The 15553-nt window shown below is 74.0% G+C and carries 15 protein-coding genes; 8 read left to right on the top strand and 7 right to left on the bottom strand.

Annotated features, from left to right (window positions below):
- Positions 1–20: 20 nt before the first annotated feature.
- The 5 genes from AMYTH_RS0113730 to AMYTH_RS0113710 all read left to right on the top strand — a co-directional run bounded on the left by AMYTH_RS0113730 (position 21) and on the right by AMYTH_RS0113710 (position 5703).
- Positions 21–2339, top strand: a complete 2319-nt coding sequence (locus AMYTH_RS0113730; protein ID WP_027930805.1) for an ATP-binding protein — start codon at positions 21–23, stop codon at positions 2337–2339.
- Positions 2340–2443: 104 nt separating this feature from the next.
- On the top strand, positions 2444–2617 hold the full coding sequence (locus tag AMYTH_RS48850; RefSeq protein ID WP_017981913.1) for a hypothetical protein: 174 nt from the start codon (positions 2444–2446) through the stop codon (positions 2615–2617).
- A 293-nt stretch (positions 2618–2910) separates the two neighbouring features.
- A complete protein-coding gene (locus AMYTH_RS0113720; protein ID WP_027930804.1) occupies positions 2911–4131 on the top strand; it encodes an LCP family protein in 1221 nt (406 codons plus the stop codon).
- A gap of 1 nt (position 4132) precedes the next feature.
- Positions 4133–4465, top strand: a complete 333-nt coding sequence (locus tag AMYTH_RS0113715) for a hypothetical protein (RefSeq protein ID WP_027930803.1) — start codon at positions 4133–4135, stop codon at positions 4463–4465.
- 119 nt (positions 4466–4584) lie between these two features.
- The gene (locus tag AMYTH_RS0113710) at positions 4585–5703 is read left to right on the top strand and encodes a S1 family peptidase (protein WP_027930802.1); all 1119 of its coding nucleotides are present in this window, start codon (positions 4585–4587) and stop codon (positions 5701–5703) included.
- Between the two features lie 55 nt (positions 5704–5758).
- Here the strand turns inward: AMYTH_RS0113710 and AMYTH_RS0113705 are convergent, their stop codons facing one another.
- Entirely contained in the window at positions 5759–5971 is a 213-nt protein-coding gene (locus AMYTH_RS0113705) for a hypothetical protein (protein ID WP_017981917.1), read from the bottom strand.
- Between the two features lie 156 nt (positions 5972–6127).
- Between AMYTH_RS0113705 and coaE the strand changes: the two genes are divergently transcribed.
- A complete protein-coding gene (gene coaE / locus AMYTH_RS0113700; protein ID WP_027930801.1) occupies positions 6128–7303 on the top strand; it encodes a dephospho-CoA kinase in 1176 nt (391 codons plus the stop codon).
- Positions 7304–7391: 88 nt separating this feature from the next.
- Positions 7392–8225, top strand: a complete 834-nt coding sequence (locus tag AMYTH_RS0113695) for a DUF4097 family beta strand repeat-containing protein (protein ID WP_027930800.1) — start codon at positions 7392–7394, stop codon at positions 8223–8225.
- A 176-nt stretch (positions 8226–8401) separates the two neighbouring features.
- Here the strand turns inward: AMYTH_RS0113695 and AMYTH_RS0113690 are convergent, their stop codons facing one another.
- From AMYTH_RS0113690 to AMYTH_RS0113665, 6 genes are all read right to left on the bottom strand, one after another.
- Positions 8402–9028, bottom strand: a complete 627-nt coding sequence (locus tag AMYTH_RS0113690) for a response regulator (protein WP_027930799.1) — start codon at positions 9026–9028, stop codon at positions 8402–8404.
- The gene (locus AMYTH_RS0113685) at positions 9025–10251 is read right to left on the bottom strand and encodes a sensor histidine kinase (protein WP_027930798.1); all 1227 of its coding nucleotides are present in this window, start codon (positions 10249–10251) and stop codon (positions 9025–9027) included. Before AMYTH_RS0113685 ends, AMYTH_RS0113690 begins: the two co-directional genes overlap by 4 nt.
- On the bottom strand, positions 10251–11684 hold the full coding sequence (locus tag AMYTH_RS0113680; RefSeq protein WP_084022580.1) for a glycosyltransferase family 39 protein: 1434 nt from the start codon (positions 11682–11684) through the stop codon (positions 10251–10253). The genes AMYTH_RS0113685 and AMYTH_RS0113680 overlap by 1 nt, the downstream gene beginning before the upstream one ends.
- 80 nt (positions 11685–11764) lie before the next feature.
- Complete coding sequence (locus AMYTH_RS0113675) at positions 11765–12502, bottom strand: ABC transporter permease (RefSeq protein WP_027930796.1); 738 nt, start codon at positions 12500–12502, stop codon at positions 11765–11767.
- Positions 12502–13419, bottom strand: a complete 918-nt coding sequence (locus AMYTH_RS0113670; protein ID WP_027930795.1) for an ABC transporter ATP-binding protein — start codon at positions 13417–13419, stop codon at positions 12502–12504. The genes AMYTH_RS0113675 and AMYTH_RS0113670 overlap by 1 nt, the downstream gene beginning before the upstream one ends.
- A gap of 121 nt (positions 13420–13540) precedes the next feature.
- Positions 13541–14068, bottom strand: a complete 528-nt coding sequence (locus tag AMYTH_RS0113665) for a DUF402 domain-containing protein (RefSeq protein ID WP_027930794.1) — start codon at positions 14066–14068, stop codon at positions 13541–13543.
- Between the two features lie 59 nt (positions 14069–14127).
- Here AMYTH_RS0113665 and AMYTH_RS0113660 point away from each other — a divergent pair, with 59 nt between their 5' ends.
- On the top strand, positions 14128–15381 hold the full coding sequence (locus tag AMYTH_RS0113660; protein WP_027930793.1) for a PucR family transcriptional regulator: 1254 nt from the start codon (positions 14128–14130) through the stop codon (positions 15379–15381).
- Positions 15382–15553: the final 172 nt, after the last annotated feature.

The following is a 15553-nucleotide window of genomic DNA, read 5'->3' as shown; positions in this document are numbered from 1 at the left end:
ACCCGGCCTAGAATCGGGGGATGCCCGACGTCTCGCGAGGCGCAGGCAACCTGCCCAGCGAACTCACCAGCTTCGTCGGGCGGCGCCGCGAACTCGCCGAAACCCGCCGCCTCCTGGCCTCCGCCAGGCTGGTCACGCTGACCGGGGTCGGTGGCGTCGGCAAGACCCGGCTGGCCCTGCGCGCGGCCGCCGACGTGCGGCGGGCGTTCCCCGACGGCGTGTGGTTCGTGCCGCTGGCCGAGCTGCGGGATCCGGCCCTGCTGGCCCACACGATCGCCACCACGCTCGGCCTGACCGACGAGGCCGGCGCGCAGGTGGGCGGGCTCGCCGAGTACCTCGAGGACCAGCGCGTGCTGCTCGTGCTGGACAATTGCGAGCACGTGCTGGACGCGTGCGCGGTGCTGGTCGCGAAGCTGCTGTCGGCCACCTCGTCGGTGCGGGTGCTGGCCACCAGCCGCCAGCTGCTGCGCGCCGACGGCGAACAGGTCCTCGTCGTGCCGCCGCTGCCGGTGCCCTCGGAAGGGGAGCCCGCGGTCGAGGCGGTGACGTTGTTCGCCGAGCGCGCCGCCGCCGTGGTGCCCGGGTTCACCGTCGACGCGTCCAACCGCGACACCATCGTCCGCATCTGCCGCCGCCTGGACGGCATCCCGCTCGCGCTGGAACTGGCCGCGGTCCGGCTGCGGGTGCTCTCGGTCGAACAGCTGCTGCAGCGCCTGGACGACCGGTTCCGGCTGCTCACCGACGGCAGCCGGACGGCGCCGGACCGCCAGCAGACGCTGGAGGCGGCGATCGCGTGGAGCTACGACCTGTGCAGTCGTGCCGAGCAGGCCGTGTGGTCGGCGGTGTCGGTGTTCGCCGGCGGCTTCGACCTGGAGGCCGCCGAGGCGGTGTGCGCCGCGGTCGGGATCGGCCCGGACGAGGTGCTCGACCTGATCGCCGCCATGGTGGACAAGTCCATCCTGGTCCGCCGGGACGGCACCTTCGGGCGGGCGGCGTGGTACGGGATGCTGGAGACCGTCCGCGAGTACGGGCACGTCCAGCTCGTGCGCTCCGGCCGCGAGAACGCCGTGCGGGGCCGCCAGGTCGAGCACTGCGCCCGCCTGGCCCGCCGCTACCACACGGAGAGCTTCGGCCCGCACCAGCTGGACTGGGTCGGGCGGATGCGGCGCGAGCAGCCCAACATCCGCGTCGCGCTGGAGCACTGCGTGTCCGGCGGCCCGGAGGGCGCCTGCCGCGCGGCAGAGATCACCGGACCGCTGTGGGACTACTGGTTCGCCGGCGGCTACGTCCGCGAGGGCTACCGCTGGCTGCGGGCGTCGCTGGCCCAGGAGGTCGCCCGCGACACCCCGGCCCACGCCCTTGCCCTGCAGGGCGCCGCGTTCGTGGCGGCCCAGATCGGCGACGAGGAACCGGCCCGCGCGATGCTCGCCGAGCTGCGTGAGCTGGCCGACGCGCTGGACGACGACAACCTGCGTGCCGGCTGGGCCCAGTGCGCCGGCATGGGCTCGATGTTCCTCGGCAGGCTCGACCGCGGCCGCGAACTGATGGAGCAGGCCCTGGACGGGTTCCTGCGCACCGGCGACGAGATGCAGGCGTGCAACACGCGGATCCTGCTGGCCGCGGCGCTGTTCTTCCTCGACGACCCCGAGGGCCTGGTGGTGGCCGAGGCGGCGCTCGCGCAGTGCGAGGAACACCAGGCCGGCTGGTCCCGGGCGTACGCGCTGTGGGCGGTGGCGATCAACACGTGGCGGCGGGGCGACCACCGCCGGGCGTCGGCCCTGCTGCGCGAGGCCATCGCGATGCGGCAGCCCGACCGCACCCAGCTGGCCTTCACGCTGACCGCGCTGGCCTGGTGCGCGGGCGCGGCGGGGGAGCACGAACGCGCCGCCGGGCTGCTCGGCGCGTCCAGCGCGGTGTGGCGGATCAGCGGCGCCGGCGTCGCCGAGACCGGCCCGTACCGCCAGTTCGACGAGGAGTGCGAAGCGCGGGCCCGCGACGCGCTCGGCGACGACGGCTACACCCGCGCGTTCGCCGCGACCAGCGGGTTCGACGTCGACGAGGCGATCGCGTACGCGCTGGCGGAGAAGCCGGGCGGACCGCGGGCGCCGCGCCGGGGCAGGCAGAGCAGCCCGGGCGGGCTGACCCGGCGCGAGCGCGAGATCGCCGAGCTGGTCGCCGACGGCCTGAGCAACAAACAGATCGCGGGCAGGCTGGTCATCGCGCAGCGCACCGCGGAGACCCACGTGGAGAACATCCTGACCAAGCTGGGCTTCACCTCACGCGCCCAGATCGCCGCGTGGCTGGCCGAGCAGCGCGCCGCACCGGGGGACGGTACGTAGCCCGGTTCTACGTACCCAGATGCGTAGGACTCCCGGTTCCCCGGCCCCTCTTCCCAGGCACTCTGGTATTCGCGACCGGAGCCGAGAACACCGGAGGGGTGGTCATGAAGGTCGATTCGCCGCCGCAGCCCTGCTCGCGGTGCCACCGTCAGGTGGTGCTCGCCGGGTTCAGCTGGGGACGGCAGTGGGTGCACCTGGGCACGTGGCGGCCGCAGTGCGGTCCGCCGTCCTGGGCGCTCGCCCGCTCGGCCGGGACCACCTCGACGGCGGCTTCCTGACCCCGGTCCGGTCCACAAGTCCAGCCGTCCGGCGCCGCCCTCCCCCTCGCGTGCCGGCCGGTCGAGCGCGGCGGGTCGTGCCCAGCCTGCCCGCGAACTCCGGCACCCCGCCGCGCTCACTCCAACCGAACACGGAAGAACCGCCCCGCTCCCCGGGGCGGTTCTTCGCGTGACAAGAAGTTCACCGGCCGCGGCCTGGATTTCACAGCAAACTGTCAGATTTCTCGTGGATCCTGGTGTTAGCTGGATCGAGTGATCTTCGAGGGGGAACCGGGGTGCTGCGCAAACGGGGAGTGACTGCTGCGCCCGCGCGCGGTCACCGTTGGCGCCCGGTCGCGTACACCGCCGTCGGGCTGGCGTCGCTGCTCGTGCTCGGCGGCACCGGCTTCGCCTGGACCCAGCTGTCCCGCCTGGACACCGGGCTGGCCACCGCGGACGTGATCGCGCCGTCCGCGCAGGTCCCGTCCGGGCGGGCGAGCCTGTCGGTGGACCAGAACATCCTGCTGGTCGGTCTCGACTCGCGCACCGACCTGCAGGGCAACCCGCTGCCGCAGGACGTGCTCGACCAGTTGCACGCCGGGGACGCCGCGGACGGCGGCGACACCACCGACACGATGATCGTGGTGCACATCCCGGCGGGCGGCGGTTCCGCGTCGGCGATCTCGATCCCGCGCGACTCCTACGTCCAGATCGCCGGCGGGTTCGGCAAGCACAAGATCAACTCCGCGTACACCTACGGCAAGCAGGCGGCGCTGGACACGTTGCGCGAGCAGGGCCTGACCGGGGCCGCGCTGGAGCGCGCGGCGTCGGCGGCCGGGGCCAGGACCGCGATCGAGACGGTCGAGGACTTCACCGGACTGACGATCAACCACTACGCGGCGGTCAACCTGGCCGGGTTCTACGCGCTGAGCAACGCCGTCGGCGGGGTGCCGGTGTGCCTGAAGCAGGCGGTGCACGACAGCTACTCGGGCGCGGACTTCCCGGCGGGGGAGCAGACGCTGTCCGGGGCGCAGGCGCTGGCGTTCGTGCGGCAGCGGCACGGTCTGCCCAGCGGCGACCTGGACCGGATCGCGCGCCAGCAGGCGTTCCTGTCCGGGATGGCCCAGGTCGTGCTCGGCGCCGGGACGCTCACCAATCCGCTCAAGCTGTCCGGGCTGATCGACGCGGTGCAGCGGTCGGTGGTCCTCGACCAGGGCTGGGACGTGCTGACCTTCGCCGAGCAGATGCACGGCCTGACCTCGGGGTCGATCACGTTCGCCACCATCCCGGTGCAGAGCCTGAGCCTGCAGACCCCCTACGACGGCGACGCGGTGAAGGTCGACCCGGTGCAGGTGCGCGACTTCATCACCGCCCTGCTGGGCGGCCCGGCCGCCGCGACGCGGGGCGGCAGTACCGCCACGACGCCGGCGAGCGTGGCGAAGCAGGCCGCGGAGACGGCAGGCGCGACCACGACCACCCCGTCCACGATCGCGCCGGAAACGGCCAGCACGGACCTGTCCGGCTGCGTGAACTGACGTGACGGGCGACCCGCACATCCACGTCGAGCGGGGCGTCGCGCACGCCGGCTCCGCGCTCCGCGGCCTGGTCGCCTCGACGTTCGGCCTCGTCGCCGACGCGCCGGCGGAGGTCACCACCGGGTGCGGCGCCCGCGTGCCCTACGCGATGACCTCCACCCGCCCGGAAAGCGTCACCTGTCTGGCCTGCCGCGAACACGCCCGGCGGGAGCACCTGCGGCTCGCCGGCCAGGTCGAACTCCTCGGCCGGACGCCGGGCGCACCGGTGTCCGCGGCGGACGCGGCACGCGCCGCGCGCGGGCTGCGAGACCTCGCGGAGCGCTACGCCGGATAGTCCGGACGGACGGGGCCGGCCGGGTGAGACATTCTCCAACCCTACTTCCGGCGGGTGTGAAGTTGTCGTGACCCGCAGCAGACTGCGCGTGTCCCCATCGGCAGCGAAGGAAGGCACCCATGAAGCGACCACCCCTCGTCCGCACGATCGGCCTCACCGCGCTGGCCGTCGGCTCGGTTCTCGCCGCCACGGTGAACTCCGCCGGGGCCGCACCGGCCTCGCCGCTCCTCGGCGCGGTGCAACGGGACCTCGGGCTCACCGCCGAGCAGGCCGGCGTCCGGCTCGCCCAGGAGGCCGCGGCCGCGAACGTCGCCCCCGCCGCCGAGGCCGCGGCCGGTCCCGCGTTCGGCGGCGCCTGGTACGACGCCGCGTCCGGCAAGCTGGTCGTCGGCATCACCGACGCCGCCCGCGCCGGCGCCGTCGAGGCCACCGGCGCCGACACCGCGCTGGTCGCCCACACCGAGTCGGCGCTGGACGCGGCCAAGGCGAGCCTCGACACCCTCACCGCCCCGCGCGAGGTCACCGGCTGGTACGTCGACGAGCGGGCCAACCGCGTGGTGGTGACCGTCGTGCGCGGCGCGCAGGGCGCCGCGGTCCAGGGCTTCCTCGACCGGGCCCGCGCCGCCGGTCCCGTCCAGGTCGAGGAGACCACCGACGTGCCGCGGCTGTTCGCCGGGAACATCGTCGGCGGCGACGCCTACTACATCAACGGATCCGCGCGCTGCTCCATCGGTTTCTCCGTGCAGGGCGGGTTCGTGTCGGCCGGCCACTGCGGCAGCGCGGGCGACTCGGTCAGCGCGCCGGACGGCTCGGCGATGGGCACGTTCCAGGGCTCTTCGTTCCCCGGCAACGACTACAGCTACGTCCGCACCACCTCGTCCTGGACACCCACGCCCGTCGTGGACGGTTACGGCAACGGGAACGTGACGGTCACCGGGCACACCGCGGCCCCGGTCGGCTCGTCGGTGTGCCGCTCCGGTTCCACCACCGGCTGGCACTGCGGCACCATCCAGGCCACCAACCAGACCGTCAACTACGCCGAGGGCTCCGTCTCCGGCCTGACCAGGACCACCGCGTGCGCCGAGCCGGGCGACTCCGGCGGCTCGTGGGTCAGCGGCAGCCAGGCGCAGGGCGTGACCTCCGGCGGGTCCGGCAACTGCAGCAGCGGCGGGACGACCTACTTCCAGCCCGTCAACGAGATCCTGTCCGCCTACGGGCTCACGCTCGTCACCGGCTGACCGGCACGACCCGCGGCCCCCGTCCGGAAGGCCGGGGGCCGCGTCGTGTCCGTGCTCAGGTGGTGGCCGGCGCCCAGGCGCGCTCGAGCGCCGCGGCGCGCGCCCGGCGCTTCAGGCCGGCGAGGCTGTGCTTGGCGGGGATCAGCAGCGCGGTCAGCCAGGTGCGCCGGTACTCCTCCAGCGCCAGCGCCACGGGGCGATGCATGACGCAATGCACCAGACCCGGCGTGCCGAGCCGGTGCCTTCCGGTGTGCTTGCTCTGCGTCATCGTTCCTCCGTGCGGGCGACCTTTCCCGCCGCGCACCGTACGCAACGAGAGGCCCGAAGCGTAGTAGCGCGGCGGCGTGTCACCGATCTCGTTCCGGTCACAGACCGATCAGGGAGTAAAGAACACCCGATCGTGGCGTCTGGTCTAATGCGAACCATGCTGCGGGTGGGGTTGTCCGGTGGGATCGGTGCGGGGAAGTCGACTGTCGCGGCGCGACTCGTGGAGCACGGCGCCGTGCATGTGGACGCCGACGCGATCGCCCGCGAGGTCGTGGAACCGGGCACCGAGGGGCTCGCCAAGGTCGTGGAGGCCTTCGGCGCGGACGTCCTGGGCGAGGACGGCCGGCTGAACCGCCCCGCCCTGGCGGCGAAGGCGTTCGCGGACGAGGATTCGCGCCGCCTGCTGAACGGGATCCTGCACCCCCTGATCGGCGCCCGCACCGCCGAGCGGATGGCCGAGGTGCCGCCGGACGGGATCGTGCTGCACGACGTGCCGCTGCTCGTCGAGGGCGGGTACGCGCCGAACTACCACCTCGTGGTGATCGTGGACGCGCCGGTGGAGACGCGGGTGCGGCGGCTGACCGAGCTGCGCGGGATGTCCGAAGCGGACGCCCGCGCCCGGATCAAGGCGCAGGCCGGTGACGAGCAGCGTCGCGCGGTGGCCGACGTGTGGCTGGACAACTCCGGCGCGGCGGAGGACGTGCTGTCCGAGGTGGACCGGTTGTGGCGCGAGCGGCTGGTGCCGTTCGAGGAGAACGTCCGGCTGCGCCGCCCGCGCCCGCCGATGCCGCCGAAGCTCGTGCCCTACGACGGGACGTGGCCGACGCAGGCCGCCCGCGCGCTGGCCCGGCTGCGGCTGCTGACCGCGGGGCGCGCGTTGCGGGTGGACCACATCGGGTCCACGTCGGTGCCCGGGCTGCCCGCGAAGGACGTGCTGGACCTGCAGGTGACGGTCTCGACGCTCGCGCAGGCCGACGAGTTCGCCGACGTCCTGTCCGACGCGGGTTTCCTGCGCGCCGAGGGAGAGTGGTGGGACGACCCCCAGGGCGGCGGCGAGCGCTGGGAGAAGCGGTTCCACTACGGCGCCGACCCGGCGCGGCCGGTCAACGTGCACGTGCGCAGCACGGCCACCCCGGCCTGGCGGCTGGCGCTGCTGTTCGCCGCGTGGCTGCGGGCGAACCCGGACGAGCGTGACGCGTACGCCGAGGTGAAGGCGTCGCTGGCGAAGGCGCACGCGACCGTGGACGGCTACGCCGAGGCGAAGCAGAGCTGGGTCAACGACGGCTTCCGGCGGGCCGAGGAGTGGGCGGAGCGCACCGGCTGGTCCGCCTGACGCCTGGCGTCAGCGGTGTGACAGCCCGGTGTCAGGTCCGGTGGCGAGGGTGATCACCACGAACCGCACACCGGACGAGGAGCCCCCGATGAACACCTTCGCCACGCCGTCGCCCATCACCGCCGCCCTGATCACCGCGGGCGCCCGGGTCCGCATCGCCGCGAGCGAGCGGCCGGACACGGTGGTCGGGGTCGAGCCGCTCGACGCCGCGAACGCCTCGGACGTGACGGTGGCGGAACGGACCGAGGTCGCCTTCGCCGGTGGCGAGCTGTCGGTCAAGACGCGGAAGCCGGGCGGCCGGACGGGTTCGGTCGCGATCACGATCGAGCTGCCCGCCGGATCCCGGCTCGTGCTGCACAGCACCTGGACGGACGTGCGGGCCGAGGGCCGGTTCGGCGACTGCGAGCTGAACCTCGGTTCCGGGCACGTCCAGCTCGACCACATCGCCGCGCTGCGCGGGAACCTCGCGGCAGGCTCGGTCGCGATCGCGCACGTCGCCGGGCCGGCCGACGTGGACGGTGGCGCGGCCGGGCTGCGGATCGGCGAGGTCGACGGCGTCGTCCGGTACCAGGGCTCGACCGGGCAGGTGTGGATCGGCCACGCCCGGTCCGACGTGGACCTCGGCAGCGCGCGGGGCGGCTTCGACATCGACCGCGCCGACGCCGGGGTCGTCGCGAACGCGGGCGACTGTCCCATCCGGATCGGCCGGATGACCCGCGGACGCGCCGAGCTGGCGAACGCCTCGGGCGGCATCGAGGTCGGCATCAGCGAGGGGGCCGCCGTGTCGGTGGACGCGAAGAGCACGAAGGGGGCGGTGCGCAGCTCGCTGTCCGCGCAGGACGCCGAGGGTTCCGGCGAGCGGGTCAGCGTGCGCGCCCGCACCCGGCTGGACGACATCGTGATCCACCGGGTGGCCGCGTGAGCGGGGGCCGCGCGGCCACGGGGCACGGGCGGCGAGTGCCGCGACAGGCGTGGCTGCCTGTGCGGCGACCCGCGGCGGGTGTTGCGGGGCGGAGCCCCACCTCCTGCACACGGCGCGGCGACCGGCCGAGCACCGGGAGTGCTGTGCCCCGCGCTACCGAGCAGCGCCGCCCGGATCTAGTCCAGCTCGATGAGCCCCCGGCGCAGCGCGAGCGCCACCGCGGCGGCCCGGTCCTTCACGCCGAGCTTGGCGTAGGCGTGCAGCAGGTGCGTCTTCACGGTGGCCTCGCTGATGAACAGCTTCGCGGCCGCGTCCTTGTTCGTGCCGCCGCGCGCGACGAGCGTCAGCACCTCGATCTCGCGCTGGCTCAGCTCCTCCCGGGCCGGCGCGCGCACCTGCCCCATCAGCCGCGTCGCCACGGCGGGGGAGAGCACCGCCTCGCCCCGCGCCGCCGCCCGCACCGCCCGGAACAGCTCCTCCCGCGGCGCGTCTTTGAGCAGATAGCCGGTCGCGCCGGCCTCGATCGCGGGCAGCACGTCCGAGTCGGTGTCGTAGGTGGTCAGCACGAGCACCCGCGCCGGGTTGCCGCGGCGCGCCAGCTCGGCGATCGCGTGCACCCCGTCGGTGCCCGGCATCCGCAGGTCCATCAGCACGACGTCGGGCCGCACGCGTTCGGCGAGCGCCACCGCCTCCGCGCCGTCCGCGGCCTCGCCGAGCACCTCGAACCCGTGCTCGGCGGTGAAGATCCCGCGCAGCCCGTCCCGCACCACCGGGTGGTCGTCGGCGAGCACCAGCGTGATCATGCGGCTCCGATCGCATGCAGGCTGGCCGAGATGGCCGTCCCGGCGCCGGGTTCCGACTCCACCGCGAGCGTCCCGGCGAGCCGCTGCACCCGCTGCAGCATCCCGGGCAGCCCGAACCCGTCGCCCCGCCGCGCCGGGTCGAACCCGGACCCGTCGTCCCGCACGTCGAGCGTCACCTGATCCTCCATGTAGGACAACGTGAGGCCGACGCGCCGCGCGCCGGCGTGCTTGGCCACATTGGACAGTGCCTCCTGCGCGACGCGCAGCAGCGTCGCCTCGATCTCCGGGTGCATCGGGCGGGCGGTGCCGGTCGCGGTGAACTCGATCGCCACCTCCGACCGCTGCGCCCACCGCTCCGCCACCGCCTTCAGCGCGTCCGGCAGCCGGGCCTCGTCGAGCGGGCCCGGCCGCAGCGCGCGCACCGACCGCCGCGCCTCGGCGAGGTTCTCCCGCGCCAGCGCGGTGGCCGTGGCCACCCGCCGCCGCCACTCGCCGGGGTCCTGTTCGGCGGCCTCGAGCTGGGTGATGATCCCGGTGAAGCCCTGCGCGAGGGTGTCGTGGATCTCCAGGCTGAGCCGCTGCCGCTCCTCCATCACGCCGGCCTCGCGGGCCTGGGTGAGCAGCTGCCGGTGCAGGCCCGCGTTCTCCGCCTGCGCCGCCTCCAGCTGTTCCAGCGCCGCGCGCCGTGCCTCGTTCTGCTCGCTGACCTTGCGCGAAACGATGGTGCCGAAGCCGATCGCCCCGGTCTGCACGGCCACGATGGTCACCCACAGCAGCGGCTCGGTGCTCAGCGCCTCGCCCGGCCCGCCCGCGCCGATCGTGTTGATCAGCAGGGAGGTCGTGGCCAGCGCCAGCACGCCCAGCGGCGCGGGCTTGAGCCGCAGCGCGCCGAAGAAGCAGGTGAGCATGAACACCAGGAACAGCACGTCCTGGAACATCAGCAGGGACGCCAGCGTCAGCGTCCCGGCGAAGGACACCGCCAGCGTGATCCCGTGCGACCGCCACCGCCGCGGCACCGCGGGACCGGTCAGCAGCAACCACGCCAGCGCCGCCCCGGCCAGCGGCAGGGTGTCGGCGCGGTGGACGAGCAGGGTCGCCAGTCCCAGCAGCAGGTACGGCAGGTAGTGGTCGACCAGCCGACTCCACGTCCGCGCCAGCGGTCCGCCGGAGCCCTCGGCGAAGTCGAGGGGCTGCATCCAGGAGCGGCGGTTCACACCGGGCATTATCCGGTCCCCACGTCCAGATCCCGCATCCGCGGCCACACCGCGGACCACGGTTCGGCTCGGCCGGTGGCCAGCCACAGCGCGGTGCCCTGGCCGAAGCCCGGGCCGTCGTCGATCCGCCCGGCCGGGGTGATCGCGGCGAAGTGCCCGGCCAGCACCGCCGGGTCGTCGCCGACGAACAGCACGTCCCGCGCGCTTTCCGGCGGTGTGCCCAGGTCCCAGTAACCGCGGCTGCCGCTGAAAGGCCCGGGCAGCCCGAGCGGACGGCCGAAGCGGTCCAGCGCGGCCGCGTGCCAGTAGAAACCGGTCACGATCGCCGTGCGGGCGGGGTCGGGCACCTGCCGGTAGGCGCGCGCCACCGACGCCGCGACCTCGGGCCAGCCGATCTCCGCGGTGGCGAACCCCGGCGCGGGCGCCCTGCCCAGCCAGGACACCGGCACCACGGGCAGCGCGAGCGGCACCGCGATCAGCGCGCTGACCGCGTACACGGGCCAGGTCGCGACCCAGCGCCACCACCGCGCCGCCGCCCCGGCCTCCAGGCTCACGGCGGCGGCCGCCCAGCACACCGCGAACATGCCGGCCACGTAGTAGGACCGCCCGCCCGTCACGAGGAACACCGCGGTGAGCCCGGCCGTGGCCGCCCCGAGGAACCGGTACGCGCGCAGCTCCGGCGCCCGCAGCAGCCGCCACACCCCGTGCACCAGCAGGACCGCGCCCACCACGATCCCGGCGCCGGCCAGCATCCCGGGCAGGAACATCAGGCGCCCGCCGTAGACGTGCTCGACCTCCGCGGCGATGGCGGCGTTCATCTCCAGCTGCGGCCAGCCGTGCGCGGCCTGCCAGACCACCGTCGGCGCCGCGCCGGCCGCGGCGATCAGCGCGCCTGCCCACAACAGCGGCCGCCGCAGCAGCCCCCGCGGCCCGAACACCAGCACGCCGATCCCCGCCACCAGCCAGAACGCCAGGACCAGGAACTTCACGTTGACCGCCACCGCGGTCACCACCCCGGCCCACACCAGCAGCCCGTCGGCGCGGGTGCGCACCCAGCGGACGAGCAGCCAGCACAGCACCGTCCACAGCAGCGGGTCGAACGTGGAGGTCGCCAGGTAGTGGCCGGTGCCGAGGAGCTGCCCGCTGATCGCGAACGCCCCGGCGGTGAGCACCTGCGCGCGCCGACCGCCGCCGAGCTCCCTGGCGATCAGCGCGGCGACGACCACCCCGGCGGCGGTCGCCAGCGTCGCCGGCAACCGGAACACCACCAGCGACCCGGGCGCCAGCGCGTCCATCAGGTGCGCCAGCTGGGGGAGTGCCGGCGGCTGGTCGGCATACCCCCAAGCCAGATGCCGACCAGCCGCCAGGAAATACAGCTCGTCGCCGAACCAGCCGTAGCGGCCGCTCGTGACGAGCAACAGCAGCCCGACGGCCCCCGCCATGGCGAGCACGGGAACGCGAGCGAGCTTCGCAACTCTGACGCCGCCCGGGGCCGTTCGGTTGCCCACGAAAGTCAACTTCTTCACTTCCACCGGAAGAAGCGGACCGCCAGACCACCGCAGACCAGTGCGAACACGATCATCGTCGCCAGCTGCAGCGGCTCCGGCGAGCCGCCGGTCCAGCACGCGCGCAGCGCGTTCAGCATCGCGCCCAGCGGCAGCACGTCGGCCAGCTCCCGCAGCACCCCCGGCAGGTTCTCCTTCGGCACCCACACCCCGCCGAGCGCGAGCATCGGGAAGAACAGTGCGGTCCCGACCCCGCCCGCGGTCCGGCCGGTCGGCGCGAGCGCGGCGACCAGCAGCCCCGCGGCGAACAGCGCCGTGGTGCCCAGGACGAGCGTGAGGAGGAAGCCGCCCGGGTTGGCGGGCACTGCCAGGCCGAGCACGACGTGCCCGCCGACGACGATCAGCAGCACGACCACGAGCGCGGCGGCCAGGTTGACCAGCAGTTGCGCGGTGAGCAGGCGGGACGGCGGCACCGGGCTCGCGGCGAGCCGCCGCAGCACGCCGCGTTCCCGGTGCGTCGCCATCGCGCCGGGGAACAGCGTCAGCGCCAGCATCCCGATGAGGATCGCCACCGCGAGCGGCGCGATGAACCCGGACAGCGGCGGCCGGCCGCCGAACTCCTCGCTCGGCTGGTTCGCGTCCGGCAGCAGCCCGAACACCAGCAGCAGCGCGATCGGGACGCCGAGCACCGTGATCGGCGCTCCGGGGTCGCGCAGGAACAGTTTCGCCTCGACGGCGGTGAGCCTGGTGAGCATCAGTGGTCCCCCTGTCCGATCCGGCGGCCGGTGAGCGCGACGAACGCGTCGTCCAACCCGGCCTGTTCCACCCGCAGCTCGCCGGCGACGATCCCGCGCCGCGCGAGGACGGACGTGACGGCGTGCAGCACGTTGCCCACGCCGCTGACCTCGACCTGCTCGCCGCGCCGCGTCACGGTCCGCACCTCGCGCAGGCCGGTGAACAGCTCGTCCGGCACCGGCTCCGACGGGCGGAACCGGATCACCTGCTCGTCGGCGACGCGCGCGACGAGCCCGGCCGGCGTGTCGACGGCGACGACGCGCCCGGCGTCGATCACCGCGATCCGGTCGCAGAGCCGTTCGGCCTCCGCCATGAAGTGGGTGACCAGCAGGATGGTCACCCCGCGGTCGCGGATGCCCTCGATGACCTCCCAGGTGTCCCGGCGGGCCTGCGGGTCCAGCCCGGTGGTGAGCTCGTCGAGCACCGCGACCTCCGGGTTGCCGATCAGCGCCAGCGCGATCGACACACGCTGCTGCTGGCCGCCGGACAGCTTCCGGTAGGCCGTGCCGCGCCGCCCGGACAACCCCAGCTGCTCGAGCAGCACGTCCGGATCGGCCGGGTTCCGGTAGAACGACGCGTACAACTCCAGCGCCTCGCCGACCCGGAGCTTGTCGGGCAGCCTGCTCTCCTGCAGCTGCACGCCCAGCCGCTGGCGCAGTTCCGCGGTGTCGCGCCACGGGTCCAGCCCGAGCACCGTCGCGGCGCCGCCGTCCGGGCGCCGCAGTCCCTCCAGGCACTCGACGGTCGTGGTCTTGCCCGCGCCGTTTGGCCCGAGGATCCCGAAGATCTCGCCGCGTTCGACCGTGAAGGACACGTCCTCCACGGCGGGTTTCCCGCCGTAGTGCTTCCTGAGGTTCCGCACCTCGATGACCGGCATCGTGCCGCCCCCTTTCCTCCGCCGGACCAGCATGCGGGGGAAGGGGCGGGCGCCGGATCGACTCCGCGGCGGGACTTCGGTCAGCCGCCCGGTGACCGGGCATCCACCGATCGGTGGATGCTCAGCGGCGGCGCCAGGTCAGCTCGATGTCGTGGGTGGCCAGCCAGCGGTCCACGCGGTAGCCGTGCGCGGCCAGGCCGTCCACCGCGTGGTAGGCGATCTCCAGCGCGCGCCGCGCCTCGCCCGCGGTGAGCAGCCCGGCGCCGGCCGCGGCGAGCAGCTCGTCGATGTCGACCACGTCGACCCGCGCGCCCTCGCGCACCACGAGGTCCAGGTACCAGTCGGTGGTGCGCCAGGTGGCGCCGTCGCGCTCGACCGAAACGACGTCGAGGTAGAAGTCCTGGTCGCGTTCGTGGCCGGGCCGGAACCAGAAGTCGGTCAGCCGCAGGCCGAGCCCGGGCAGCAGCCAGGATTCGAGGTAGTGGAACTGGGCGCGGCCGGGGGTGGGCCGGGCGAGGTAGAGCCCGAACGGCTCGACCCGGTACTCCTCGACGGCGCGGGCGATGCCCTTGGGGTCGGTGTTGGTCCGGTTCGCGACGTCGAAGGTCTCGATCTTCGGGGGGTGGATCGTCCCGGCGTGCGCGGTCATACCTCCCATTCTGCTGGTTTACATAAGTTTGGGAACTGTCACGACGGTAGGGTGATCACGTGGCGGACGAGGCAGACGCGGTCGAAGGAGTGGCGCGGGTGGCCGCCGTGCTCGCGGAGCGGGCCACCGAGCTCACCGGCGAGCTGGTGCAGTTGTACGCGCGCGAGCTGCCGAACCTGGTCAACGACGACGAAAGCGTCGTCAGCCTGCTCTCGGCGAGCGTCTACCAGAACGTGGACACCGCGCTGCGCATCTTCCAGCACGGCATCGACCCACGCCGGGTGGAGGCGCCCGCCGCCGCGATGGAGTACGCGCGCCGCCTCGCCCAGCGCGGCACCCCGGTGGTCGACCTGATCCGCGCCTACTACCTCGGCCAGACCGCGCTCCTCGATTATTCCCTTCGCGAGGCGGTCAAGCTCGAGTCCGACCCGGAGCTGCTGGGCGGCATGATGGGGCACGCGCTGACCGGCGCGTTCGCCTTCATCGACCGCGTGACACAGCAGGTGGTGTCCGCCTACCAGGAGGAACGCGACCGCTGGCTGGTCAACCGCAGCGCGGTCCGGGCCGCCAGGGTGCGCACCCTGCTGGAGGGCGGGGCCACCGACACCAGCGAGACCAGCCTCGGCTACCGGCTGCGCGGCACGCACCTGGCGATGATCGTGTGGCAGGCCCCGGTCCCGGGTGCCGGGCACGTGCTCGGCGGGCTGGAAGCGGTCGCCGCCGAGCTCGCCGCCGGCCTGCCCAGCACGGGCGCGCCGCTGTTCGTGCCGAACGACGAGGTCTGCGCGTGGGTGTGGTTCCCGCTGGAGCGGCCCGCGATGCCGGACGAGGAGCGCGTCCGGAAGGTGCTGGAGAAGGCCGATCCGGGCATCCGGCTCGCGCTCGGGGACCCGGGGGATGGGCTGGACGGGTTCCGGCGCAGCCACCGGCAGGCGCAGCGGGTGCACAACCTGGCCTTCGCCGCGGGCGAGCACTGCGACCGGGTCCTGACGTTCCGCGAGGTCGGGGCGATGGCCCTGATGGCGGGCGACATGGCGGCCGCGCGCGGCTGGGTCGCGGACACGCTGCGAGACCTCGCCACCGACGACGAGCAGCACGCCCGGCTGCGCGAGACGCTGCGGGTGTTCCTCGCCGCGGGCGGCAGCTACACCGCGGCGGCCACCCAGCTGACGATGCACAAGAACTCGGTGCAGTACCGGGTGCGCAAGGCGGAGGAGATGCTGGGCCGCCCGGTGTCGGAGAACCGCCTGGACGTCGAGCTCGCGCTGCGGCTGTGCCACCGGCTCGGCGGCGCCGTGCTGACGACGCAGTAACTCTGCTGTCTCGCCCCGCACCTCGGAAACCCGCCGCCGACAAGCCTTCCCCGCCTGGCTTCCCCGTCTGGCCGAGCGCGGCCACGCCCATCCGGCCGCGGAACCAACCGCACGGGACGACACACCGAGCGGCACGCCTGGTTTGTCACTTTCGGGTGTTTCATCGACCCCC

The sequence above is a fragment of the Amycolatopsis thermoflava N1165 genome (assembly GCF_000473265.1).
Lineage (GTDB): Bacteria > Actinomycetota > Actinomycetes > Mycobacteriales > Pseudonocardiaceae > Amycolatopsis_E > Amycolatopsis_E thermoflava.
The sequence above is the reverse complement of the archived record's forward strand: the minus strand, read 5'-3'. Positions and strand labels throughout refer to the sequence as shown.

What these genes read in the sequence shown, in the direction of transcription:
- AMYTH_RS0113665 (WP_027930794.1), bottom strand. Translation starts at nt 14,068, where the DNA reads ATGACCGCGCACGCCGGGACGATCCACCCCCCGAAGATCGAGACCTTC.
- AMYTH_RS0113705 (WP_017981917.1), bottom strand. Translation starts at nt 5,971, where the DNA reads ATGACGCAGAGCAAGCACACCGGAAGGCACCGGCTCGGCACGCCGGGT.
- AMYTH_RS0113670 (WP_027930795.1), bottom strand. Translation starts at nt 13,419, where the DNA reads ATGCCGGTCATCGAGGTGCGGAACCTCAGGAAGCACTACGGCGGGAAA.
- AMYTH_RS0113680 (WP_084022580.1), bottom strand. Translation starts at nt 11,684, where the DNA reads ATGGCGGGGGCCGTCGGGCTGCTGTTGCTCGTCACGAGCGGCCGCTAC.
- AMYTH_RS48850 (WP_017981913.1), top strand. Translation starts at nt 2,444, where the DNA reads ATGAAGGTCGATTCGCCGCCGCAGCCCTGCTCGCGGTGCCACCGTCAG.
- AMYTH_RS0113695 (WP_027930800.1), top strand. Translation starts at nt 7,392, where the DNA reads ATGAACACCTTCGCCACGCCGTCGCCCATCACCGCCGCCCTGATCACC.
- AMYTH_RS0113710 (WP_027930802.1), top strand. Translation starts at nt 4,585, where the DNA reads ATGAAGCGACCACCCCTCGTCCGCACGATCGGCCTCACCGCGCTGGCC.
- AMYTH_RS0113685 (WP_027930798.1), bottom strand. Translation starts at nt 10,251, where the DNA reads ATGCCCGGTGTGAACCGCCGCTCCTGGATGCAGCCCCTCGACTTCGCC.
- AMYTH_RS0113675 (WP_027930796.1), bottom strand. Translation starts at nt 12,502, where the DNA reads ATGCTCACCAGGCTCACCGCCGTCGAGGCGAAACTGTTCCTGCGCGAC.
- coaE (WP_027930801.1), top strand. Translation starts at nt 6,128, where the DNA reads ATGCTGCGGGTGGGGTTGTCCGGTGGGATCGGTGCGGGGAAGTCGACT.
- AMYTH_RS0113730 (WP_027930805.1), top strand. Translation starts at nt 21, where the DNA reads ATGCCCGACGTCTCGCGAGGCGCAGGCAACCTGCCCAGCGAACTCACC.
- AMYTH_RS0113690 (WP_027930799.1), bottom strand. Translation starts at nt 9,028, where the DNA reads ATGATCACGCTGGTGCTCGCCGACGACCACCCGGTGGTGCGGGACGGG.